Here is a 24,096-nt window from a genome sequence, read left to right as displayed (position 1 = left end):
TTCTCGTCCTTAAATTACCAACAAAATAGCCGTTCGCGGGTTATATAACCAAAATAAATAATCACGTTACCTATGGCAATAATTGGAGAGATTATCAAGCGCGCTATCAAGGTTAATGGTCTGATTACGCCAGATCCCACTCCTGAGAACGCGCAGCATGAAGTGTTATTAAGCTTGTTATCGAAAGCAAAAAATACTGCCTTCGGAAAGCATTATCGATTCCAAGAAATCATCGAATCCCAGAATCCCGTAGAAACATTTCAACAACAAGTGCCGATTTTTGACTATGATAAGTTGCACGCCGAATGGTGGCACTATCTGGAAGAAGGCCATGAAAACGTTACTTGGCCTAGCGGACAACGGTTTTTCGCATTGAGTAGTGGTACCACTAGCAATAGTAAAGCCATACCTGTAACAGATGATATGGTAGATGCTATCCGTAAAGCTGGAATCCAGCAGGTGCTAAGTATGAAGAATTTTGATATGCCGGCCGACTTTTTTGGGAAAGATATCATGATGTTGGGAAGCAGTACGCACCTTAAAGATTATCATGGTTTTCTAGCGGGAGAGATCAGCGGTATCTCCGCGGCTAATTTGCCACTTTGGTTTCGGAAATTCTACAAACCCGGTAAGAAAATAGCGGCAAGCGATACTTGGGAAGAACGCGTTCGTCGCATCGCTAAAGCTGCTCCTAAATGGGATGTGGGAACGATTAGCGGAATACCATCTTGGGCGGAATTGATGCTGAAAGAAATTATTCGGTACAATAAACTTGATAACATCCACGATATCTGGCCGAATCTTCAAGTTTATACCACTGGCGGTGTGGCATTCGGTCCGTATCGAAAAAGTTTTGAGAAACTGCTTGGGAAATCGATGACCTATATCGATACGTACTTAGCTTCGGAAGGCTACTTAGCTACACAAAAGCGACCTGATACCGATGCCATGTCCTTAATAATAGACAATGGTATCTTTTTTGAGTTCGTGCCGTTCAAGCCTGAAAATATGGATGACAATGGACGTGTAAGATCGAATGCAACGGTGCTACCGCTAAAGGATGTGACGGAAGGAGAGGAATACGTATTGCTTATATCTACAGTTTCCGGTGCTTGGCGTTATATGATTGGCGATACAGTCATTATCTCCGACAAAGAGAAAAGCGAAATTAAAATTAGTGGCCGAACGAAACATTTTTTGAATGTTGTAGGCGAGCAACTATCTGTACACCAAATGAATCAGGCTATCCAAAAGGTGCAAGATAAATTCGATATTCATGTGCAGGAATTTTTGGTTTCAACGGTGTCGGAAAATGGGAAATATGTATCTAAATGGTATTTAGGTAGCGATCAAGTGTTCGAATCGGAAGAGCTGAGCAGGTATTTGGATTCCGAACTTTGTAATAGCAATAAGAACTATCTGGTGGCTAGAAAACAATCACTATCCGACGTTTTGGTACGTGTAATTCCGGTAAGTCATTTCCACGATTGGAGTGCTAATTTTAAGAAATTGGGTGGGCAATCAAAAATTCCACGCGTTATGAATGAAGAAGATCTTCTAAAATTCGAAGCCCATATTGCTACATTGTAATTGGTTAAATCAATAAATTCATTAAATACAAATAGGCGCAAATGCGCCTATTTGTATTTAATTTTCGACTTATTTAATTTCGTCGCCAATTACTTCTTCCTCAGCTATTACCTTGCGCTTTTCTTCTTTATCGCTATGTTTGAGTTCCTCGACTAAAGCAACGATGTCATCGGGAGAAAGATATAAGCTCGCTATCTTATTTTTATATTTTTCGGATAATCCACTATGTGTTAATATGAAGTTTTTGGTCGCTAATAGGTATGGTGCCATCCCTCGCTGCACCGCAAAAGTGTCCGCTACGCGTTCGGCTTTGCGGATATACCGTTTCGAAAGCCCATACAGCAATCCGAAGCGCGCGATTCCCATCGTGCTTCGTTGCTCGTAGTCCATGATATGTCCCAGTTCGTGACCGATCCATCCGATAAGTACGTCATCTTCTACCTGATGGATTGGTTCTATGCTATCTGATAGCTTGAATACCGCACTAATTAAGATTTCGTATTGACGATTTTTTCTGTCGCCAAATAGCGACGCAACCACGGGTCTTGCAGCCATAATAGATCCCCCTAGAGATCTTGTAAATTTAAAACGAATATGTGTATCTGTCAATTCAGGATAGTGACTTAGCGCGCTAACAATTTGCTCTTGAATGATATGTGGAATTTCTTTATTAGTTACCGTTGCGTCAATAATTGCCATTCTATGTGATTTTCTGCCTTTATTTTTTATCCGATGAAAACTGAACTGTAAAAACAAATGCTTATCAGTTTCGCCTTTAGGACAAATAGATGCGGAAAGTGTTTGTTGTCGTGAAAAACAATCCGCTGTACGATCTGTTGGATAGGTAGTTTTAACTTAATTATTTCGAAGATATGGACGATAAAAATAAAAAGCCGAAAACGGCCGATGAAAGTGGGAAAGCGGAAAACGAAAAGGCAAATTACACCAATTTTCCACCTCAAGAAGATGATAAGAAGGGAACTCAAAAAGAGTATGATCCTGATATTGAAGAAACAACTGATGAAGAAGAAGTTGATAACGCTAGCGGCCCTTTAGCTGGTAATGCAGCGGGAAATGTAGATCCTGAAAAAACTGATGATTAATGAATAGGGAAGCGTTTCAAACTTAATCAACGAAACGTTTCCCTTTTTTCATTGACGATAACATTTTTGCGTCACGCAATATAATCACTCCACGACATTCCTACTTCATTTCTTTCAGTTTTTAACAAAGAGTTTACTTGTCGCCAATTAAAGATTTTAAAGGTATAACGTACAGTTTTAGGAAGCTCGTAAGTTGCGTATCGCGTAATTACCGGTTTCAACTATTTATTATTGGTTGCATATTAATCCCAATTGCTATTCCTTTTTCTGCCAAAGCTCAACATGGTTCATCAGAATATTGGATGTTTTTGACCAGCAATTTTCGACTTAATGAGCGAATAGATCTTCTGACTGACGCGCAGCGCAGATTGGAAAATCATTTAGCTCCCACTTCTACGATATTGTTACGAGCGGGCGTCGCTTACAACATTAATGATAATCACGCCGTTGCTATTGGCTACGCTTTCAAAGGAGATTGGGAATCAGCGGAAGATGGACGTATGTACATTCCCGAAAACCGTATCTATCAGCAATATCAGTATGAAAAAACAATTGGTCGGGCTGAATTGGAAGTGAGAACTCGTCTCGAAGAGCGTTTTATCCAAGAAAATGAAACGCTATTTTCGTTGCGCGCACGATTATTTGCCAGTATAATAATTCCAGTTTTTGCCAATAGCGATTTTAGCAAAGGTCCGTTTGTTGGTTTACAAGATGAAATCTTTTTGAACGTTTGGAATAAGAAGCACGTAAACAACCATGTTTTAGATCAATTGCGACCATACGTTTCAATTGGCTATCGGTATAATCCTAAAATGGAATCGTCTTTCGAGTATGGAAGAATTACTGAACAAAATGAATCTAGCAGACAAACGTCAAACATATTTAGGCTGTCGCTTACTACATCGTTCTAAAAATCTTATTGCTAAAGATCAACTCAACCTTCCAAAATCCCGCCAATAGCTTCCCAAACAAGATTGCTTTCGTAACCTCTGCCCAGCGCGTATTGCGCAAGTTTATTCTTGCGTTTGTACACGTTTTCTTCGCGGATCAAAGCATTTTTCTTCACTAAGATAGATTCCAATCGTGCGAAGTAATCGCTAGCGTTAATTTCCGTCATAGCGATTCTAACGAGAGGTGCGGAGATTTTTTTAAGTTTCAATCCCTGCTTGATCTTAATTCTTCCCCAACCTTTTATGTTAAACTTACCACGCACATAAGCGCGAGCAAAACGTTCTTCATTTAAGAAGTTGTCCTCAATCAACTGACCAATAATTTGCTCTACATCACGGCTATACAGTCCCCAACTATACAACTTTTCCCGCACTTCCTGTTGCGCACGTTCTTGATACGCACAAAAACCTTCAGCTTTCAACTTAGCTTGTACTGGTGTGAATTTTTTCTGTGGTTTGTCGCTGCCGTCGATCATGGTTCGCTAAATTACTGGTTTTCGTGGATTGATCTCGGGCCATTTGCGTATTAATTTTATTAAAAACAATCATCACACTATGAAAGCGATCATGTTTCTATCGAGCATTTATTCAAAATTCCTACCTGCTATGTGTTTATTCAGCATTCTTTTTTATGCAAGCTGCAGTAAAGACGGTGATATTAACGGCGGAGGTACGGAAGGAAATATAACCAGTTTGCCTGGTACGATTTATTACGATTGGGCAACGGAAGGTATCATGCGCGTACATTTAGCCGCTGCCAGTGGCGGTGCATTTATTCCCGATGATACCAAGCTAAACAGTTTTGATGTGTCGCGCGATGGACAGGAACGTTTGACCGTAATGAACGAAAGTACTGTAGGCGATTATCCGATTCGATTCACGCTGAGTAGCATGGCAAACAACTCGGTAATTGATGAATTTGTATATCGTAGTCCCGGATTAAACGCTTTCTGTAAAGGCTTTCTATCGCCCGATAAAAGTCTCATCATGATTCTGTCCAATGATGATGAGGATGGCATTACGATCGTTCGAAGAAATGGCGAAGTGGTGGCACGACTGTTAGATATCAATGGAGAAGCTTTCGATTTCAACGAGACGCGCTTATGGCTACCAGAGAACCGTTTACTAATTACCCATAAGAATTACATCATCAGGATCGATCCACCTTACAACAATGGTACATTGGTTCGCGAAATGAAATACGATGATTGGGGTGATTTGAACGTAAATAACGCCGGTAATCAGATGGTGGTGCGGATTGGAAATCACTTGCATACGATGGATTTTCAAAGTGGTGATCCTGTTAAGATTACAGAGAGCAATTTCAAAGAGGCAGAGCCACACTATTCGCCGGATGATAAGCATATTTTGGTTGGTTCTAACTATCGGCAAACAGGACCATTCGGATACATTTGGGAGCTGAAGGTCATTCCGAACGATGGCAAAACTTATAACGTAGATCCTAACGCAACAAATACCGCTGGCGTTATTCCCATCATTTGGCGAAACAATAAGGTAGAAACAGCTGGTGGGCAAGTGCTATGGCGATAGCATGTAGCGTATAAATAAATGGTTGTAGAAAATGCGCTTAAATACGTATCTTACTAGCTAGATCGTGGCCCAGATTACATGTTTTATCCATCAACCTTGACCTTTCTACTATCCATGCTCTTCCTCGGCACTTTGCAAGCGCAAAATTCGGGAGCGGTTAGAGCGTACGGGGATAGTGTGTATCGCAAGATTTCCGATATGCCGGAAGACGAAAAGAAGGCAAAAGCGCTACTTGAGCTGAGTTTCTTTTGGAGCGATTACGATACTGCACAAGCCTTTATTTACATCCGCGAAGCTACGAAGTTGATGGAAACCGAAAAGGATTCTCCATATCAACTTGGCCTGTTATCGTTTTACAAAGCAGCGGTGCACTTCGATACTGACCCGCAGCAGGCGAAAAAGCTATATATGTTAGCTGAACGGCATTTATCTAAGGTAAAAACTGAAGAAGCTATGCGTTATCGTATTCGACTGTGGTCGAGTTACGGCGCTTTACGGCAACGAGATGGTGAACCGAACGATTATGTGGATGCACTGATTAATCAGGTTATTCCTTTAGCAACAGCAATAAAGGATACAGCTTTGCTTGGTAATAATTATCAGAATGTAGCGATGGCATTGATGAATATGCAGAAATACAAGGAAGCAGATCAGTATTACAAACGCGCCATTGCAATGCTCGGTGTTTCATCGGCCAGCGATGAACATCGGCTAACTGCTTATGTAAATGCTGCCCGAAATGCCGTTTTCCAGCGGCATCTTGAGCAAGCTGAAAAATTATTATCGCAAGCTTATGATGTTTTCAAACGGATTCCGCTTTCTACGTACGGGCCAATTTATCACGCTGTTTACGGTAGCTATTGGAAAAAAAGAGGCAACTGGAAGCGCGCTTTCGAACAATTTGATTTAGGATTGGCACGCGCTCGCGCATTGAATAGCGATGAAATGATTGCTTCCGTTCTTTTTGATCAATACGAAACATATAAGGAAGCAGGTAGACTACCAGAAGCGAAGGAAGCGCTTTTAGAAGTTTTACCTTATGTAGAAAAAAGTGCGATTTGGCGCAACAAACAACGCATTTACTATAATTTGGCTAATGTTGAACGAGATTTGGGCAACTTTGAGTCATCCTCTGCGTGGTTCAAAAAATATGCAGTTGCGGTAGACACGCTTATGGAAGATACGGGCGAAGCACGAATCATGGAGTTGGAGCGAAAATATCAAACTGCAGAAAAAGAAAAGGAGCTTTCGCAAACACGTGAAATCAATCAACGGCAGCAACTTTCTTTGGTTCGTACGCAAACATGGACGATTATTCTATCGCTGTGTTGCTTGTTACTGATCGCTGTAGGTGCTATCACTTTCATCACATTTAGAAATCGTAAACGAAATGAAAATCAACAAGCGCGTATGCGAATTTTTGAAGCTGTTGCACAGGGCGAGGAGCAGGAGCGCAGCCGGGTGGCACGTGATCTGCACGACGGTCTTGGCGGCGTGCTCGCCGCCATTAAGCTGAAGCTTTCAGCTATTGTCAATCAAAGGGATTCTACAGCCCACGACGTAACTAATTCTTTAAATAATCTCATACAAGATGTTGATTATTCGGTAGATGAAGTACGTCGTGTTGCGAGAAATATGATGCCGGAATCGCTGCGCTCAATGGGACTGGAAGCTGCACTAGGAGATTTATGTAAAAGCTTGCAACACGATAATTTGCAAATTGATTTCGCCGCCGACAACATATCAGCTCACAAAAGTACCGCTTTCCTGATTAGTGTTTACCGAATCGTGCAGGAACTGCTAACGAATATGTTGAAGCATAGCCAAGCGACGCATGCATGGGTACAATGTAGCGAACGCGATGGCGAATTCTATTTATCGGTGGAAGATAATGGGATAGGATTTTTGTACACTTCAAGTCGAGAAAATAATTTTGGAATGGGAATACAAAATATTAAAAATCGAATGGATATGTTGCAAGGAAAATGGTCAATAGATACTGCTCCCGGCGAAGGCGTTTCTATTCACATAAGCATACCTTTACATGATCATAGAAAAAATTAAAGTCATCGTCATCGACGATCATCCATTGGTACTAAACGGTTTCGAACATATTTTGCGTGACGCAGAATCTATCGAGCTACTGGCTACATTTTCGAATGCCAAATTGGCGATTTCTTTTTTAGAACAACAGCATGTAGATGTGATATTATTGGATATCAATATGCCGGAAATGGATGGCTTTGAGGCGATTCAATATGTCCAGAAGAAGTTTCCAATGGTGCACGTTGTTGCGATCAGCAATTTAAAGGAAGCAAGCGTTGCAACGCGGATGTTGCATTACGGTGCTAAGGGATATTTATTGAAAAATGTTTCCGCGGAGGAATTGGTTGATGCGGTGGAACAGGTTTGCGAGGGCAAACAAATTGTGTCTTTAGAAATGCGCGACATGTTGAAAACAACAGATTACGAGGTGCCATTCGTTACACGTCGTGAAAGTGAAGTGCTTGCTTTACTTGCCAGTGGGTTAACTACGGCTGATATTGCCGAAAAGATTTTTATAAGTCCATTGACCGTTGAAAGTCATCGCCGCAATCTGTTACAAAAATTCAAGGTGAATAATGTTGCTTCCTTAATTCACCGCGCTACTGAAATGAAGTTTATCTAAAAAACAAATCGCCCTGCATCCGTGTTGCATCTAATACGATGCTGACATTTACCGACAAAGGAATCTACTGCGAACCGGGCAAGTTTTATATCGACCCATGGCGGCCGGTAGACTTCGCCATTATCACCCATGGTCATGCCGATCATGCCAAATGGGGCATGAAGCATTACCTTTGCCATCATTTCACTGTTCCCATTTTACGAAGCCGAATTAGTCCAGATATTTCCGTTGAAGGTATTGGTTATCATGAATCAATCACTAGAAATGGCGTGAAAATTTCGCTATTTCCGGCAGGACATATAATTGGTTCCGCACAGGTGCGTTTGGAATATAAAGGAAAGGTTGCGGTAGTTTCCGGTGATTATAAAATTCAGGATGATGGATTATCGACACCATTTGAGTCGGTTCGTTGCCACGAATTTGTCACCGAAAGTACGTTCGGATTACCGATCTATAGCTGGCTATCTGTGGAAGATCAAAATAAGCAGCTCCAAGATTGGGTAAAAAGCAATCAAGAAAATAAAAAAACGTCGGTTTTTGTTGGCTATTCTTTAGGTAAGGCACAACGGATTATGCAAGCATTGCAAGATTGTGGACCGTTGCATGTCCACTATTCAATCGGCAAGCTGAACCAAGCATTTGAGCAAATTGGCATTAAGTTACCAAAATATGAGGTAGCGGATTTACGAGAAGATGTCAAGCATTTGGATCAGGGAATCGTCATTGTACCACCGTCCTTATTAGAGTCGAAAGTAATCAAAAAGATTCCGCACATGGTACATGGAATCTGTTCGGGCTGGATGCAGGTGCGTGGTGCGCGACGTTGGCGAAGCGCTGATGCGGGTTTTCCAATCAGCGATCATGCGGATTGGGAAGGTTTGATCGAGGCGGTGAAAGCAACAGGAGCGGAGCAAGTACACGTCACGCATGGGCAAACGGCTGTATTCGCGAAGTACTTGAACGAAATTGGCATCAAGGCGGACGAAGTGAAGACAGCCTATGGCAATGAGGAAGAAGACGAAAGTCCGGAAAGGAGCGGAGCGACAGAATGAAAGCATTTGCTGACTTAATCTATGCCTTAGATAGCACAAACAAAACAACCGCTAAGTTGGATGCCATTCAGCATTTCCTCGCCGAAGGGAGCGAATCTGATAAATTATGGTTTCTGACACTGTTTACGGGAAAAAGGCCAAAACGTCCATTAACAACCACCTTACTTAAATTGTGGGCGATGGAAGTAACCGAAATTCCGGAATGGTTGTTTTTGGAATCCTATTCCTCCGTAGGAGATTTGGGCGAAACTATTGCGTTAATTCTCCCACCTCCAGAAAAGATCGTCGATCGAAGTCTTTCGGAGTGGATGGATGATATTATTGGATTGAAAGATAAAACGGAAGAAGAAAAGAAAACCTTCGTGTTACTTGCATGGAACTCCTTGCCAGCACATGAACGTTTCATATTTAATAAATTGCTAGGCGGAAGCTTTCGGATTGGCGTTTCTTCTAAAAGTTTAATCAATGCGCTTGCTAGGTTCTACGAGATGGAAGATAGTGCAGTAGCTCATAGTATTATGGGACATTGGGATCGCGAAACGGTTGAATTCGATAAGCTAATTCGAGGTCATTACAGCGACACCGAATTATCAAAACCATATCCATTTTGCTTAGCTTATGCTTTGGAAAAAGATTTGGAAGAACTTGGGGAGCGCACCAATTGGCAGGCGGAGTATAAATGGGACGGCATTCGCGGCCAATTTATTAAGCGAGATGGGGAAGTGTTCATTTGGTCGCGTGGTGAAGAATTAGTGAGTGATCAATTTCCAGAAATTATCGAGGCGCTGTCGGAATGGGATGGCGACTTTGTGATTGATGGTGAATTGCTGGCATATAAAGATGGTCAGGTAATGGCCTTCAGTGAATTGCAAAAGCGGCTAAATCGAAAACAAGTTGCAAAGAAATTATTGGATGATGTGCCGATTGCAGTATTTCTATACGATTTATTAGAATTTTCGGGAGAAGATTGGCGCGCCAAGCCCTTGAAGTCTCGCCGCGAAAAATTGGAGCAACTTGTCACCGTAAATCCGCACCCAAATATGCAACTTTCCCAAGTAATTGCTGGAAGTAATTGGACTGATTTGCCACAAATTCGCGAAGATGCACGAGAATTGAATAGCGAAGGCTTGATGCTTAAGCACTTAGATTCTCCTTATCATAGTGGACGAAAAAAAGGCGATTGGTGGAAATGGAAAGTGGATCCGTTAACGATTGATGCGGTGCTGATTTATGCGCAGAAGGGAAGCGGCCGAAGAAGCGCTTACTATACGGATTACACGTTTGCTGTCCGACGCGGCGAAGAACTCGTTACGGTAGCGAAAGCTTATTCGGGGTTGACTGATAAGGAAATTCAGGAAGTGAGTCGTTTCGTAAATAAACATGGATTGGAAAAATTCGGTCCTGTTCGAACAGTAAAACCGGAACTTGTTTTCGAAATTGCATTCGAAGGAATTGCACTCAGTAATCGACACAAGTCAGGCGTTGCATTGCGCTTTCCGCGTATTTTACGGTGGCGAAAAGACAAAACTGTCGCAGATATTGACACCATCGAAGAAATAAAAAAGCTAATTCCAATCAGCACCTAAAACCATGTCCGAAAGCAAAACCAATACCTCCGACGGACATAAAATAATCGTCGACTGGATGCATGCAAAAGGCAATCGGCCTTTTCAGTTCCAAGAAAAAACATGGTCTGCCTACGCGGCCGGCAAAAGTGGTATGGTCGTAGCACCTACCGGGTTCGGGAAAACGTTCTCCGTGTTCTTAGCCGTTCTTCAGGATTTTATGAATAAACCGGAGCATTATAAAACCGGATTAAAGTTGTTATGGATTACACCGATTCGAAGTTTGGCGAAAGATCTAGGCCGTGCGATGCAGGAGGCGATTGACGAAATCGGCTTGGATTGGGTGGTAGATGTGCGCAATGGTGATACAGATGTCAAGCGCAAACAGCAACAGAGTAAACAAATGCCGGATGTACTTTTGGTAACTCCCGAAAGCTTACATCTGCTTATTGCGCAGAAAGCGCGTGATCGGTTCTTCAAATCGCTGCGCTGCATTGCGGTTGATGAATGGCACGAATTGCTCGGAACAAAACGTGGCGTTATGGTGGAGTTGGCGTTGGCATTTTTGCGACACAGTTATGGAAAAATCCGCATTTGGGGAATTACAGCGACCATCGGTAATCTTGATCAGGCAATGGACGTCCTTATTCCGCCTCCGCTTAAAAGTGTTAAAATCGTTGCTAAAGAGAAGAAGGAAATCGCTATTCTTCCCGTTTTTCCGGGAGAAGTTGAGGTGTTGCCTTGGGCAGGACATCTTGGTGGAAAGCTGGTGGAGCAAGTTGTCCCGATCATTCTGGCCAGCAAATCTACAATTGTATTTACTAACACACGAAGCCAAAGCGAAATGTGGTACCAGCTTCTGCTGGAAGCATACCCCGATTTTGCAGGACAAATTGCACTGCACCATAGTTCCATCGGTGGAAGTATTCGTGAATGGATTGAGGAAGCGCTGAGCGAAGGAAAGCTGAAAGCGGTTGTTTCTACTTCCTCTTTAGATTTGGGTGTGGATTTCAAACCTGTAGATACCGTTATTCAAATTGGTTCAAGTAAGGGCGTTGCACGCTTTATGCAGCGCGCGGGCCGTAGCGGGCATTCACCTTTCGAGGTTTCAAAGATTTACGTCGTACCCACCCATTCCTTGGAATTGATTGAGGTGGCGGCGTTGAAGGAGGCGGTTCACTTAGGAACTATCGAATCCCGCGAACCTATGGTGCAGACCTTCGATGTTTTGGTTCAGTTTCTAGTTACCGTAGCATTGGGGGGCGGTTTTCGAAAAGAAAATTTGTACCAAGTGATGAAAGATACGCACGCTTTTACTTATCTAACGGAAGATGAATGGGCATGGTGTATGTTCTTTATCACGCAGGGCGGACAGATTGGCGCAAATTATCAAGACTTTCACAAAGTTTCCGAAAACGAAGATGGATTGATGGTTGTACCAAAACGGCGTATTGCGATGTTGCATCGCATGAACATCGGTGTGATAGTGAGCGAAGCAATGATGCGTGTTCGGTTTACTTCCGGAGGATATATTGGCATGATTGAGGAATATTTTATATCCAAACTTAAATCTGGCGACAAATTTATTTTAGCTGGACGGGTGTTGGAGCTTGCTCGCATCAAAGAAATGACCACTTATGTACGTTTGTCGTCCGGTAAGGCCATCACGCCGAGTTGGTTAGGCGGAAGATTGCCACTAAGTTCGAATCTTAGTCATTTTCTAAGGCAAAAGTTGGCGGCTTCCATCAAGCCCACAGCAAAAGAAGCAGAGCTACGTTTTTTAAAACCTTTGTTTTCCAGACAAAATATCGACTCGCATATTCCGAGTGAGAATGAGTTTTTGGTAGAATTGATTCATACGCGAGAAGGTTATCATTTGTTCATGTATCCATTTGAAGGACGTTTGGTACACGAAGTGATGGCCGCTTTAATGGCGTACCGTATCAGTCAGCTCTATCCAATCACTTTTTCCATGGCTATGAACGACTATGGTTTTGAACTGTTTTCGGATACCGAAATCCATTTGGACAATGATCAACTTCACAAAATATTGAGCGCAGATCATTTGATGGATGATGTGCTTTCGAGTATCAATGCAACCGAAATGGCTATGCGAAAGTTTCGTGATATTGCGGTGGTTTCTGGTATGGTGGTACAAACGTTCCCCGGCGCACAAAAAAATAATAAATCGCTGCAATCCTCCTCTGGAATTATTTTTAAAGTTCTGGAAGATCACGATCCACAAAATTTGCTTCTTCGGCAAGCGTACACCGAAGTGTTCAATCAGCAATTGGAAGAGCCACGATTACAAAGCGCGTTCAAACGTATAAATGCTAGCAATATAATCTTTAAATTTGCGACAAGCTTTACGCCGCTGAGCTTCCCTATAAAGGTTGATAGCATGCGGCAATCCTTATCCAGCGAAGATTTGGCTACGCGAGTGCGTAGGATGCAGGAGCAGGGCGATAAGCTTCGAAAGCGAAGACGATGAACATTTTAGAAAAATCTGTACTTTTCGGTAAAGAAACGCTTCTTTTGACTAATCAACGTGCTATATTTTGGGCGGAACAACGAATGTTGATTTTATCTGATTTGCATGTTGGCAAAGCAGCGCATTTTCGGAAATCCGGCATCGCATTACCGCATCAGGTAACTGAAAAGGATTTAGATCGATTGCGTGCATTGATTACTTATTACGAGCCTTCCAGCGTATTAATTGCTGGAGATTTATTGCATGCTGGTGTGAACAACGAAGTGCCGATGTTAACCAAATTGATTGCATCATTTCCGCAGGTTGACTTTGTGCTGGTGCGTGGAAATCACGATCGTCTTTCATCGGAGTTGTTTTCCCAAATAGGTGTGCGTGTTATCGATGAAGGTTTTCAAGTAAATGGCATTACGTTTTCCCATGGGCATCAGCCGGCATTAGAAGACGCATTTACGATATGCGGACATTACCATCCGGGAGTGCATGTGGCAGTGGGACGAAAAAGTTCCATGCGCTTTCCGTGTTACGTCATCACAAATCATCGACTGATTCTTCCCGCTTTCAGTCTATTCAGTGGATTGGACACACGATGTGTACCACAAGGTGCAAATTGTTATGCCATTTACGAAGACGGATTTTTTCAAGTTAGTTGTTAATGTTCCAGTAATCTCCAATGTACACTATCCTCATTGTCTTATCGATCGTATTGATCGTTTTAAGTGCGTTACCTTTTATTCAAAATCAACATTGGGTGTTTCGAGTGCCCGATTTTATGCGCTTGCAATTGCTTTTTCTGCAACTCATTATTTTTCCATTAACGTTCTTCTTTGTTGGTGATAAACTATGGCTTTGGATATTACAAGGCGCGCAACTCGCGTTGGTTGTTTTTCATATTTATATTTTCATTCGTTATACCAAATTTTGGCGAAGCCAAAAGCGCAATGATGACAAAAAAAATGCGTCTAAATCGGTAAGATTGATTGCGTGCAACATCTATCAGTATAATAAAGCGTTTCATCGTTTTACGGAATTGATCGAAAAGGAAGATCCAGATATCTTTTTGACGATGGAAAGTGATTCGAACTGGGAAGAGGCTATGAGTTCGTTGGAAAGTAAGTATCCGAATTTCCAGAAAGTGACTTTAGACAATACTTACGGCATGCATCTTTATACGAGATTGAAAATGCACCGTGTAGAAACACATTATTTCGTTGCAGACGATTTGCCAAGTATCGAAGCAGAATTGGAAACGCCCGACGGGCAGCGTTTTGTATTTTTCGGCGTACATCCGCCGCCACCAAGTCCGACCGAAGAAAAGAATTCTAAAGAACGTGACGGCGATTTGCTCAGCGTAGCCAAGAAAGTACGCGATTACGACTTACCGGTAATCGTTGCCGGCGATTTTAACAATGTAGCTTGGGCAAGAACGTCTATACTTTTTAAAAAAACAAGTAAGCTTATTGATGCGCGTATTGGTCGTGGAATTTTGGCTACGTTTCATGCAAAATATTGGTTATTTCGCGTTCCGCTGGATTTGCTATTTCACTCTACATCCGTGTTTATTGATAAGCTATTCACCTATCCGAGCATAGGTTCCGATCATTTTCCTGTTGGATGTACCTTTCATATCAACTTAGGAAACCAATCGCAATCTAAGGATGTGAAAAATTTGGATGCGGAGGAAGCAGAGGAAGTGGATGAGCGCATCCGAGAAGGAAAAGAAGAAGAGGGAGATAACCGATAGTTAAGCTCCCGCTTCAAAACATTTCAACCAGTAGTTTCTTAATACTAGATACAAGATGTTAGATATTAGATACTAGATGTTAGACGTTAGATGTTAGACGCTAGATACTAGATGTTAGATATTAGATGCTCGGTACTCAATACTAACTACTAATTACTAACTACTAAACACTACACTAAGCGCCTTGCCCCAGATTGATGCTTAATCCGCCATCAATTGTCAAGGTGGATCCGGTAACATAGTCGCTATCATCAGAAGCCAAGTAAACAGCTGCTGCTTGTATATCTCTGGTTTCACCAGCGCGTTTCATTGGGACATTTTGTTCTTTTTCTTTCTTCACTTTTTCATCATCCACAGATTCCTGATTCATTTTTGTTAGAATCATACCCGGGGCGATGTTATTCACTTGAATTTTTTGTTCTGCTAATTCTAAAGCGAGACTTTTACTAAAGTTCTTTAAACCGCCTTTAGATGCGTTATAATCCGCATTTCCTGCAGTAACAACTTCCTCGTGAATGGAGCTTACGTTAATAATCTTACCACCCTTTTGTCCGCTTTTGCGGAAACGTAAAAATGCGCGGCTACAGAAAAATGGACCATAGAGATTCGTCTTGATACAGGTGTCAAAAACTTCCGTATCCATGTCAATCACCGGAATATCACTGCCATTGACTCCCGCGTTATTGACTAGAATATCGATTTGTCCGTATTTTTCTACGACATTTTTAAAGACCTTCTCCACTTCATCTTCTTTACTTACGTCGAGTTGATAAATACTATGTGTGATCTCTTTTGTCGTTAATTCTTCCGAAGCTTTTTGAGCGCGTTCTTCGTCAGAGCGATAAGTGACAATCACATTGGCACCTTCTTCGCCCAATGCCTCTGCAATAGCTAAGCCGATTCCAGTATCTGATCCGGTAATTAAGGCAACCTTGTTTGTTAGTTTTCCCATTTATCTTTCTTAATTGTCTATGATGAAAAACAAGAAGTCTTCGGATTTGTTTTTTTAACGATAGGCCAAAATCGGTCTATTGTTAAACACATTATATGCGAAGAAGCACATCTTATCCAGCGATCGAAGATCACGGTGTTATTGGAAATATGCATACGGCAGCACTAGTTGCCATGGACGGAACCATCGACTTCATGTGCTTTCCGAAATTCGATTCTCCCACCATTTTTGCATCCATACTCGATAAAGATAAGGGTGGATATTTCAGCATCGTTCCTGAGATGAAAGATGTCAATATCAAGCAGATTTATATCCCGGGTACAGCGGTATTGATTACTAGGTTTTTCTCTGAAGATGGCATTGTGGAAATCACAGATTATATGCCCATTGTAGAGGATAGTTGTTATACATTTAACGCTATTGTACGCAAAGTAAAGGCTATACGCGGAAACATTGATTTTAAGATGCAATGCAAGCCGCGCTTCGGATACGCGAAAGATAAGCACACTGCGGAAAAGAAAGATGATCATGTTTATTTCCATTCTGAAAATAATGGACAGTCAACCATTCGTTTATCCGCCACATCCGATTTATCCATCAGAAATGATGATGTGTATTCTTCGTTCAGCTTGAAGGAAGGAGATAAATCTATGTTTGTTCTCGAAACAGCGAAAGATGGCGACGATACGCATTTCCAAGACATTGAAAAATACGGAACGGACAATTATTTTGATACCATAAAGTACTGGCGAGATTGGTTGAAGCAATCCGTCTATCAAGGCAGATGGCAGGAAATTATTCATCGTTCGGCAATTACATTGAAGTTGATGACATCTATGCAATATGGATCTACGGTTGCAGCGATAACCTTTGGATTGCCCGAAGAAATCGGAGGAGATAGAAACTGGGATTATCGTTTTACTTGGATTCGCGACGCAGCATTCTCCATGTATGCATTTTTAAAGCTAGGATTCAAAGACGAAGCGAAATCTTTCCTAAAATGGATTATCGAGCAGGATAAAGATCGGGATTTGCATCTTCTGTATCGCGTGGATGGTACTTCTGAAATGGAAGAAAAGGAGTTAGATTACTTAGCAGGCTATCGCGACAGTAAACCTGTGAGAATTGGAAACGAAGCGAATAACCAACTGCAGCTAGATATCTATGGCGAACTGCTCGACACGGTCTATATCTACAATAAGATGTACAAACCCATCACGTATGAACTCTGGGAAATCATTGTGAAAGAAGTAGCACAGGTTGAGAAAAATTGGAAGAAGCCGGATCACGGTATTTGGGAAATCCGAAACGAAAAGCATGAGTTTCTTCATAGCCGTCTGATGTGTTGGGTAGCAATTGATCGTGCAATTAAGATTGGTGAGGATCGCTCATTTCCGTATGATGCCGATCGCTGGCACCGATTACGTAACGAGATTTACTTGGATATTTTTGAGAATTTTTGGAACGAGGATGTGCAGGCCTGGGTGCAATACAAAGATGGCAAAAAGCTATCGGAGCGTGTCGACGCAAGTGTGTTATTGATGCCACTTGTGCATTTTATTAGTCCGGAAGAACCGCGTTGGGAAGCCACGATGAAAGCTATTGAAAAAGAACTTCGTATTGATGTGCTTGTTTACAGGTACTTGAACGATGAAAAAATCGATGGTTTAGAAGGGGAAGAAGGTACATTTACGATGTGTTCGTTTTGGTACATCGAGTGTTTAGCGAAAATGGGTAAGGTGGACGAAGCGGTCGAAAATTTTGAGAAGATGATCAGCTATGGTAATCATCTCGGACTTTTTGCCGAGCAAATAAGCAAAAAAGGCGAGCACCTAGGAAACTTCCCACAAGCATTTACGCATTTAGGATTAATTAGCGCAGCGCTGGAACTTAACAAGCAGATCGGACGTAGAACTGGCGATAGGCAAGGAGTGCAATAAAATAGAAGTACAAAGAGAAGATGAAAATAGAAAGAACAATACAAGTAGCCGTAGCAGAAAATTGTGCATTGGGAGAATCTCCCGTTTGGGACGATCAACAACGTTGTTTGCATTTTGTAGATATTTTATCGAATAAAATTTATACGTATTGGCCTGATGATGAAACATCACAAGTAACGCAATTAGATGAAATGGTAGGAGCGATCGTGCCAACGAAAAACTTAGGGTTTTTAGCTGCGTTGCCATCTGGTATTTATCGATTAAATTTGCCTGGAGGTACGCCACAAATTTTGGTGCAACCCGAACCCGGAAATCTTGAAAATCGTTTTAATGATGGCAAGGCGGATAGTAGCGGGCGCTTATGGATTGCAACGATGGCTCAATCGGAGCAACAAGGCCTTGGAAATATGTACGTGGTGTATCCCGACCTTACTTTTAAGATGGTTTTGGAGAAAACTACCATTTCCAATGGATTGGACTGGAGTGAAGATGATAAGTATTTTTACCATGTAGAGAGTGACGACGCACAGATTCGTCGTTTTGATTACGAAAAGTTACAAGGCGGGATTCTTGGGAAAACTACTGTCGTGGAGTTCCCGGACGAAGAAGGTGTGCCCGATGGTATGACAATAGATAGCGAAGGTATGCTTTGGGTAGCGCATTTCGGCGGGGGATGCGTAACGAGACGTGATCCTAGCAATGGAGAGATACTGGAAAAAATAGAACTACCGGTGAAACAGGTCACTAGTTGCGTATTCGGAGGCGAAGATTTAAATGATCTATATATTACGACAGCCTCAAAAGGTTTGTCAGATAGTGAACTGGCTTACCAACCGCAGGCAGGATATACTTTTGTGATAAAAAATCTACCATTTACTGGAAGACCAGCGAATAAATTTGGATAATTGATGACAAATAATATCAACCTAGTAACACAAACGAAGCAGCAAATGAAAAGGATATATGCTAATTAATAAAAAAATACCCATCAAATACATCTTTGACAAGATCAAGTTGGACATACTTTATGTGATTATTATTGGATCGCTAGTCAAATATTTAACGATCACCTTTATCGACTACATCCCACCCATGAATATATCCATTCCAGCTTTTATCGGAACGGCTATTTCAGTTTTGTTATCGTTCAACCTGAATCAATCCTACGACAGGTGGTGGGAAGCACGAAAAGTTTGGGGAGGCATTGTAAATGATAGTAGGAGCGTAGTGGTCCAATTACAATCGTTTGTTTCGCCGGAAAACAAGTCGGTTATCGAGCAAATTGCGCTAAGACATGTTGCTTGGTGCTACAGTTTAGGGCAAAATTTGCGCGGACAAGATCCTACTAAGAACATTGAAAATCTGATTAGTGCGGAGGATATGTCGAAGTTGAAAGGACATACTAATGTTCCATTAGCCCTATTGCAGCAAAGCGCCCGGCAGGTTGCTGATTTACGTAAAACGGGAGCATTAACGGAATTTAGTCATGTACAGATTAATACATCCTTCGTCAAGTTTTCGGACGAAATGGGAATGGCCGAACGTATTAATAGCACTGTTTTTCCGGTAACGTATCGTTTGTTTCTGCATTTTATGATCTACGTATTTGTAGTGACTTTGTCTATTTCTTTGGGAGAAATTGCAAGCGCATTCGAATTGCCGTTATTGGTGGTTATTTCCTCTTGTTTCTTTCTATTAGAAAGTACAGCCACACACATGCAAGATCCGTTTAGAAACCGGGAGCACGATACCGCGATGACGACTATCGCTCGTAACATTCATATCAACACCATCGATCTATTAGGTAGAACGGATAAACCGGAACCCATCCAACCGGAATCCTTTTACGCTTTGTAACGATTTTTAAAATTCAAGTAAAAAAAATTCCCAAAAAAGAACTCCCAAAATCACTTTTGGGAGTTTTCTCATATAATTAATCCAACTTCAATCTAACTCGTCCTTACAGCTTCGATTTCCGAATCCGTTGGCAGTCGAAGTACCTGTAAATTTCCTGCATCACGTCGCAGATAACCTAGTTGCTCAAAAGATGATAACCAACCTTCCATTGGCCAAACTGCCCATTTTGAAAAGAACAACGCAGCGTTAGTACTTATCGTTTGCAAATGATTTAATGGGGGCTTATAGGTAGCGTGATGTTGATGATAAGATAACGCAGGAATAGTTTTCAGTGTAACACCATGCTTGCGCGCTTCGAATGCAAAATCAGTATCTTCTGCTCCATAGCCTTCGTATTGCGAATCAAACCCACCGATTTGCTTAAAAGTCTTTTTAGAACATCCGAAGTTTAAAGACCAAAATAACTCGTACGTATATTCTTGGAGGTCGCCGCGAATTGGATCGGGCAAGCTCAATTGATGTAGCTTATCTTCCCAATCTTTACTTCGATCATAGCCCGCCGGTAAATAACGAACTTGTCCGGAAAAGAGCACATCTTCCTCATCCATATGCTTTGCATAATTTGCTATTAAATGTTCCTCGGGAATACAATCTACATCCAAAAATATATTGTTTTCCGTCGAGGATTCTTGCATAGCCAAATTTCGAGCTGCACCAAGATTAATGCCTTTATCCGTGTGAAGAATAATCGATCTAATAGGAAATGAGTATACATGTTCCAAGTTATACGCATCCTCATTCATGTACACAATGATGACTTCCGAAGGCCATTGCGAACCCCGTTCGATGCCATTCAAAAGATTTTTTAACGCGTTCATTCGATTATGAACTAGTGTAAGTAAGGTAATGTTTTTAGCTATATTGTTCATAAGACGTCACTTTGTCCGTCGAGTGGACGAAATGTTTTTCACTCAATGATTCCAGCCCTTTTTTTATGTTGCTTATGGCGTTGGAACTTGTCAATTTTTGTAATCGGTCAAGATCGATACAATCCGCATAATTCAAACATGCATTCCAGTCTACGGTATACATATGTTGTTCTAATACCGTCACAGCGCATCCCAGTCGTTCTAATTGAAACGCCTTGTCGGTCTGCTCGTTGAAAGGTCGTTCAGCAGGAATACATATAATCTTCTTTCGCAAATCGGCCAGTTCCATAATGGTATTATGTCCTGCGTTGCAAATAACACGACTGCAAGTTCGTAAGGCTTCTTGCGGATTATCAACTCTTCCATGATAAAAAACATGTGTTTGATTGTCCAAGGAGCTGGTCGAAGGTTCTACTTTTCCCACTACATGTAGTTTTACTTCTTTGGGCAACTCTTTACGCAAATGATGCACAAATGAGGAGTTAATAGGAGATCCTCCTTCACCAATCAGGATGCCAATATCCTTTGCTTCCCAATCCAAAGTCGCTTTGCAATCGGTATATCTGGAAAATCCACCTGCATACAACGTTTTATTCCAAAACGGATGATTGACTGGCGTATCCATTTCCTGCGAAAATGGAGCTATGATTAAATCTGCACTTTCGTAAGCCAATGCGTGTGCCGGATCTGTGCGATTTCCATGTTGACGAATTACGACGCTCGGAATTCCGCACAATCTTGCCAATAGCGTAACTTCTGAAGATACGTCCACAATAATTATCGTTTGTGGATTTCGACGAAAAAAATCGATCATCAAACCATTTCGCTCTAACAGTCCATGTACGTTTAGCGGAGTATAGTGTAGGAATGATTTCGATTCAGATTTTGCATAGCTATCTTGTTTCGTCGGTGTATCCATAGGAAGATGTATGCAATCTACGTAATCAGGAATAGCATTTGCATGCCGCATCAAATCGCTACCTATAAATGTGATTTGATGTTCAGGCATTTTATTCGCAATGGCGACCGCGCGCATGAGGTGCCCTGCACCGTGATGATGAATATAGAAGCAATAATTATATGGCATGCGGAAGATAACTTTTATCAATGACACGATGAAATAAGTCTTCGTAAGACGCTACCATTTTTTCCATGCCAAGACTATGCTCGGCGGATTCGCGACAATCTTTCCTCGATAACTTCGAAGCACTTAAGATGCATTGGGCCAACTCTTCGCTATTCATCGAAGAGGTAAGGCATCCCGTTTTTTCTGTGATAATATAGGGAAGTGCTCCACGCGAAAATCCGGCAATAGGCGTACCGCACGCCAAGCTTTCCGCTACAACCAACCCAAAAGGCTCATCCCAGCATGGCGTAATGATACTAACTTCGGCATTTCCAATCAGTTCGTTAAGCTGTGCATGTGTGCATAGATCCAAAAATTCGACCCGATCACAAGATAACGGTTGAACGTATGTTTCGAAATAATGCCTGTCTGCTACCGAGCCAGCTATTTTTATACGCTTGCCAGCTTTAAGTGCACCTTCAATAGCATGATGGGTACCTTTATCTGGATGTATTCTGCCGAACCACAGAACGTAATCGCGATCATTCTCCTTTTGGAAGTTCCAACGCTTCAAATCGATTCCATTGTTTATCACTTCACAGCTTGGTAAATAAGGCTGCCACGACTTAGCATTAGAAGCGGATACAGAAACGTACTTCATGTTTGTGTACGATTTTATCTTACTGATTGCGCGTTTCATCTCAAAAATTGGTGGTGTATGTAGCACGGTTACCATCGGTGTTTGCACAATGGATGACATAGTGATTGGTACATAGTTCAAACTATTGTTGAAAATGATGTCGAAACCTTCATTGTCGATATCTTGCATCAATTCCAAATATGCGTGATGAGTAGATATGAAATCTTCAGAAAGTTCGTGCGAACGAAAACGACTGAATGTTTCCCGATCGTAATCTGAATCGCTCATGATCGATCGGAGAGGAAGATTAGGGTCAGAATGTTCACTGGCAAACAACGTAACATCGTGTCCTCTTTTAGCTAACAAGTTTGTGATATCGTAAGTAAATGCTTCCAAGCCGCCCATAAATGGTTTGCGGATAGGGTGTTTTAGATGGGCTATTATTCCGATCTTCATAGTCGTACGTTTAGAGATGTAATGCGTTTCCAGTGGTACGCGTCCAAAGCGTATCGTAAGTAGTGCGTTATACGTTAGTCAAAGCAGGTGCCAATTGGCGTCGTGAAAATTATTCGCGTAGTTTTAGTGAGTAAAACACGTAAAATGTGCACTGCTAGGAATAAATCCCATATACGGAATAGGGATATTTTTTTGAAAATCACCCAAAGATGATCTTCCAATTTTTCAAAAATAGGGCCTAAAGTCTTAAGGAAATTGACTCTTTCCGTAAGTTTTAGAAAGGGGAAGGTTCATTGATAAGCGCTCAAATCAAATTAAGCTTCATAGATCTCGATTGGCAAATCATCGGGATCATTAAAGAATGTGAACCTTTTACCCGTTGTTTCATCGATCCGAATATCTTCGCAAATAATATTTTTGCTGGACAAATAATCCACGGATTCCTGAATGTTCGCGACAGCAAAAGCGATATGCCTTAATCCCGTCGATTCCGGTCTGCTGGGTCGAGTCGGCGGATTTGGGAAAGAAAATAATTCAATTAAGTAATTGCCGTTAAGGCTTAAATCAAGCTTGTACGAATCGCGTTCCGAACGATAGATTTCTTGCTCGATTTTAAAACCTAATATTTCTGTATAGAATTGTTTCGAAGTGTCATAATTGGAGCAAATGATAGCTATATGATGAAGCCCGAGTATTTCCATGTGGCGAAAATGTTTTTTCTTGAATAGCTAAAATAGTGATAAATGGTTTGTTTCAAACCGATATCGTTTCACGACTAAGAAATACTTTTAAAGTATTTGATATTCAATACACTATAAATCATGTGCAGCCCAATGACGTGTAATGATAAAAAATGGTTTTTTATCTCGTTGCTCTCCTCCCAATAGCAGTATTCGGCTATTTATTTGTTTTTTCTGCTGTAGGATTGAATTCTAAACTGGAAGCATTGGTAAGCTTCCTCTCCGGCTTTATAAGGTTGTACTTCCTGCTGTTAGTGTTTTCGAGAAAAAAGAAGAAAGTTATATGCTGAAAGGTCTGAGAAATAACGTCGAACGCCTGCCAAATACGAATTATGATAGTAACGCTATCTACGTTTGTATTGTCTATGAAGCTGAAGCCACTATATCCCCAACTAAAATTTCTAAGTAGGTAGTATTAATTCTGTCACACTTGTAGCTATGAAACTACATGTAAAAATATTCGCGATATAAATTATAATTACAGGCAGAAAATTTGATGCGATGAGCTTGAAATATTTGGTCATTTTAGGCCATCAAACTAATTAACTTTTAAAATTTATTAAAATGTCGATTATGAAAGATTGTTCTGTAAAATTCGGTGAATTGGAATACGAAACGCCTACCTGTCAGTTGCATTTTATTCAAGTAGAGCACAGTATTGCAGCCGCAAGTCCGGCTGCGGTAACGCCAGTGGATGGAAATAACCAAGTTCAGGATGAGTGGAATGACGAAGGTACGGTTTCGCAGGAATTACTTTGGTAATTTACTTTTACCTCGGTGAGAGAAAAATTGTTATATAATGTTT

General features: G+C 41.4%; 22 protein-coding genes. 15 read left to right on the top strand and 7 right to left on the bottom strand.

Annotated features, from left to right (window positions below; genetic code table 11):
* The first annotated feature begins 72 nt into the window (after nucleotides 1-72).
* Nucleotides 73-1,590, top strand: a complete 1,518-nt coding sequence (locus tag ACFSQ3_RS10355) for a GH3 family domain-containing protein (RefSeq protein ID WP_380869474.1) — start codon at nucleotides 73-75, stop codon at nucleotides 1,588-1,590.
* Between the two features lie 69 nt (nucleotides 1,591-1,659).
* Here the strand turns inward: ACFSQ3_RS10355 and ACFSQ3_RS10350 are convergent, their stop codons facing one another.
* Nucleotides 1,660-2,289, bottom strand: a complete 630-nt coding sequence (locus ACFSQ3_RS10350) for a hypothetical protein (RefSeq protein WP_380869473.1) — start codon at nucleotides 2,287-2,289, stop codon at nucleotides 1,660-1,662.
* 173 nt (nucleotides 2,290-2,462) lie between these two features.
* Here ACFSQ3_RS10350 and ACFSQ3_RS10345 point away from each other — a divergent pair, with 173 nt between their 5' ends.
* Entirely contained in the window at nucleotides 2,463-2,693 is a 231-nt protein-coding gene (locus ACFSQ3_RS10345) for a hypothetical protein (protein WP_380869472.1), read from the top strand.
* A 137-nt stretch (nucleotides 2,694-2,830) separates the two neighbouring features.
* Nucleotides 2,831-3,604, top strand: coding sequence for a DUF2490 domain-containing protein (locus tag ACFSQ3_RS10340; RefSeq protein WP_380869471.1), 774 nt, complete (start codon nucleotides 2,831-2,833; stop codon nucleotides 3,602-3,604).
* A gap of 23 nt (nucleotides 3,605-3,627) precedes the next feature.
* Here the strand turns inward: ACFSQ3_RS10340 and ACFSQ3_RS10335 are convergent, their stop codons facing one another.
* Nucleotides 3,628-4,119 (bottom strand): regulatory protein RecX, encoded by a 492-nt coding sequence (locus tag ACFSQ3_RS10335; protein ID WP_380869470.1) that lies wholly within the window; start codon nucleotides 4,117-4,119, stop codon nucleotides 3,628-3,630.
* Nucleotides 4,120-4,198: 79 nt separating this feature from the next.
* On the opposite strand from ACFSQ3_RS10335, the gene ACFSQ3_RS10330 reads away from it, so the two are divergent.
* From ACFSQ3_RS10330 to ACFSQ3_RS10295, 8 genes are all read left to right on the top strand, one after another.
* Entirely contained in the window at nucleotides 4,199-5,194 is a 996-nt protein-coding gene (locus ACFSQ3_RS10330) for a hypothetical protein (RefSeq protein WP_380869469.1), read from the top strand.
* Nucleotides 5,195-5,272: 78 nt separating this feature from the next.
* On the top strand, nucleotides 5,273-7,258 hold the full coding sequence (locus ACFSQ3_RS10325; protein ID WP_380869468.1) for a sensor histidine kinase: 1,986 nt from the start codon (nucleotides 5,273-5,275) through the stop codon (nucleotides 7,256-7,258).
* On the top strand, nucleotides 7,239-7,862 hold the full coding sequence (locus tag ACFSQ3_RS10320) for a response regulator (protein WP_380869467.1): 624 nt from the start codon (nucleotides 7,239-7,241) through the stop codon (nucleotides 7,860-7,862). The genes ACFSQ3_RS10325 and ACFSQ3_RS10320 overlap by 20 nt, the downstream gene beginning before the upstream one ends.
* 38 nt (nucleotides 7,863-7,900) lie before the next feature.
* Entirely contained in the window at nucleotides 7,901-8,914 is a 1,014-nt protein-coding gene (locus tag ACFSQ3_RS10315) for a ligase-associated DNA damage response exonuclease (RefSeq protein ID WP_380869466.1), read from the top strand.
* The gene (locus tag ACFSQ3_RS10310) at nucleotides 8,911-10,500 is read left to right on the top strand and encodes an ATP-dependent DNA ligase (RefSeq protein ID WP_380869465.1); all 1,590 of its coding nucleotides are present in this window, start codon (nucleotides 8,911-8,913) and stop codon (nucleotides 10,498-10,500) included. The genes ACFSQ3_RS10315 and ACFSQ3_RS10310 overlap by 4 nt, the downstream gene beginning before the upstream one ends.
* Nucleotides 10,501-10,504: 4 nt before the next feature.
* The gene (locus ACFSQ3_RS10305) at nucleotides 10,505-12,970 is read left to right on the top strand and encodes a ligase-associated DNA damage response DEXH box helicase (protein WP_380869464.1); all 2,466 of its coding nucleotides are present in this window, start codon (nucleotides 10,505-10,507) and stop codon (nucleotides 12,968-12,970) included.
* Nucleotides 12,967-13,623, top strand: a complete 657-nt coding sequence (pdeM, locus tag ACFSQ3_RS10300) for a ligase-associated DNA damage response endonuclease PdeM (protein WP_380869463.1) — start codon at nucleotides 12,967-12,969, stop codon at nucleotides 13,621-13,623. Before ACFSQ3_RS10305 ends, pdeM begins: the two co-directional genes overlap by 4 nt.
* A 17-nt stretch (nucleotides 13,624-13,640) precedes the next feature.
* The gene (locus tag ACFSQ3_RS10295) at nucleotides 13,641-14,711 is read left to right on the top strand and encodes an endonuclease/exonuclease/phosphatase family protein (RefSeq protein WP_380869462.1); all 1,071 of its coding nucleotides are present in this window, start codon (nucleotides 13,641-13,643) and stop codon (nucleotides 14,709-14,711) included.
* Nucleotides 14,712-14,886: 175 nt separating this feature from the next.
* Here ACFSQ3_RS10295 and ACFSQ3_RS10290 read toward each other — a convergent pair whose 3' ends face one another.
* Nucleotides 14,887-15,663: an SDR family NAD(P)-dependent oxidoreductase gene (locus ACFSQ3_RS10290; protein WP_380869461.1), complete on the bottom strand. Its 777-nt coding sequence runs from the start codon at nucleotides 15,661-15,663 to the stop codon at nucleotides 14,887-14,889.
* A gap of 95 nt (nucleotides 15,664-15,758) precedes the next feature.
* Between ACFSQ3_RS10290 and ACFSQ3_RS10285 the strand changes: the two genes are divergently transcribed.
* From ACFSQ3_RS10285 to ACFSQ3_RS10275, 3 genes are read left to right on the top strand one after another with little or no spacing between them, the layout of a single operon-like run.
* On the top strand, nucleotides 15,759-17,603 hold the full coding sequence (locus ACFSQ3_RS10285; RefSeq protein WP_380869460.1) for a glycoside hydrolase family 15 protein: 1,845 nt from the start codon (nucleotides 15,759-15,761) through the stop codon (nucleotides 17,601-17,603).
* Between the two features lie 20 nt (nucleotides 17,604-17,623).
* On the top strand, nucleotides 17,624-18,508 hold the full coding sequence (locus ACFSQ3_RS10280; RefSeq protein WP_380869459.1) for an SMP-30/gluconolactonase/LRE family protein: 885 nt from the start codon (nucleotides 17,624-17,626) through the stop codon (nucleotides 18,506-18,508).
* A gap of 58 nt (nucleotides 18,509-18,566) precedes the next feature.
* Entirely contained in the window at nucleotides 18,567-19,460 is an 894-nt protein-coding gene (locus ACFSQ3_RS10275; protein ID WP_380869458.1) for a bestrophin family protein, read from the top strand.
* Between the two features lie 92 nt (nucleotides 19,461-19,552).
* Here ACFSQ3_RS10275 and ACFSQ3_RS10270 read toward each other — a convergent pair whose 3' ends face one another.
* From ACFSQ3_RS10270 to gloA2, 4 genes are all read right to left on the bottom strand, one after another.
* Nucleotides 19,553-20,338, bottom strand: a complete 786-nt coding sequence (locus ACFSQ3_RS10270; protein WP_380869457.1) for a glycosyltransferase family 2 protein — start codon at nucleotides 20,336-20,338, stop codon at nucleotides 19,553-19,555.
* A gap of 34 nt (nucleotides 20,339-20,372) precedes the next feature.
* Nucleotides 20,373-21,476 (bottom strand): glycosyltransferase, encoded by a 1,104-nt coding sequence (locus ACFSQ3_RS10265; protein ID WP_380869456.1) that lies wholly within the window; start codon nucleotides 21,474-21,476, stop codon nucleotides 20,373-20,375.
* Complete coding sequence (locus ACFSQ3_RS10260; protein WP_380869455.1) at nucleotides 21,466-22,551, bottom strand: glycosyltransferase family 4 protein; 1,086 nt, start codon at nucleotides 22,549-22,551, stop codon at nucleotides 21,466-21,468. Before ACFSQ3_RS10260 ends, ACFSQ3_RS10265 begins: the two co-directional genes overlap by 11 nt.
* Nucleotides 22,552-22,865: 314 nt before the next feature.
* A complete protein-coding gene (gene gloA2 / locus ACFSQ3_RS10255; RefSeq protein ID WP_380869454.1) occupies nucleotides 22,866-23,252 on the bottom strand; it encodes an SMU1112c/YaeR family gloxylase I-like metalloprotein in 387 nt (128 codons plus the stop codon).
* Between the two features lie 612 nt (nucleotides 23,253-23,864).
* Between gloA2 and ACFSQ3_RS10250 the strand changes: the two genes are divergently transcribed.
* Nucleotides 23,865-24,053: a hypothetical protein gene (locus ACFSQ3_RS10250; protein ID WP_380869453.1), complete on the top strand. Its 189-nt coding sequence runs from the start codon at nucleotides 23,865-23,867 to the stop codon at nucleotides 24,051-24,053.
* Nucleotides 24,054-24,096 lie beyond the last annotated feature (43 nt).

This window comes from Sphingobacterium corticis (genome assembly GCF_042684745.1).
Taxonomy (GTDB): Bacteria; Bacteroidota; Bacteroidia; order Sphingobacteriales; family Sphingobacteriaceae; genus Sphingobacterium; species Sphingobacterium corticis.
The sequence above is the reverse complement of the archived record's forward strand: the minus strand, read 5'-3'. Positions and strand labels throughout refer to the sequence as shown.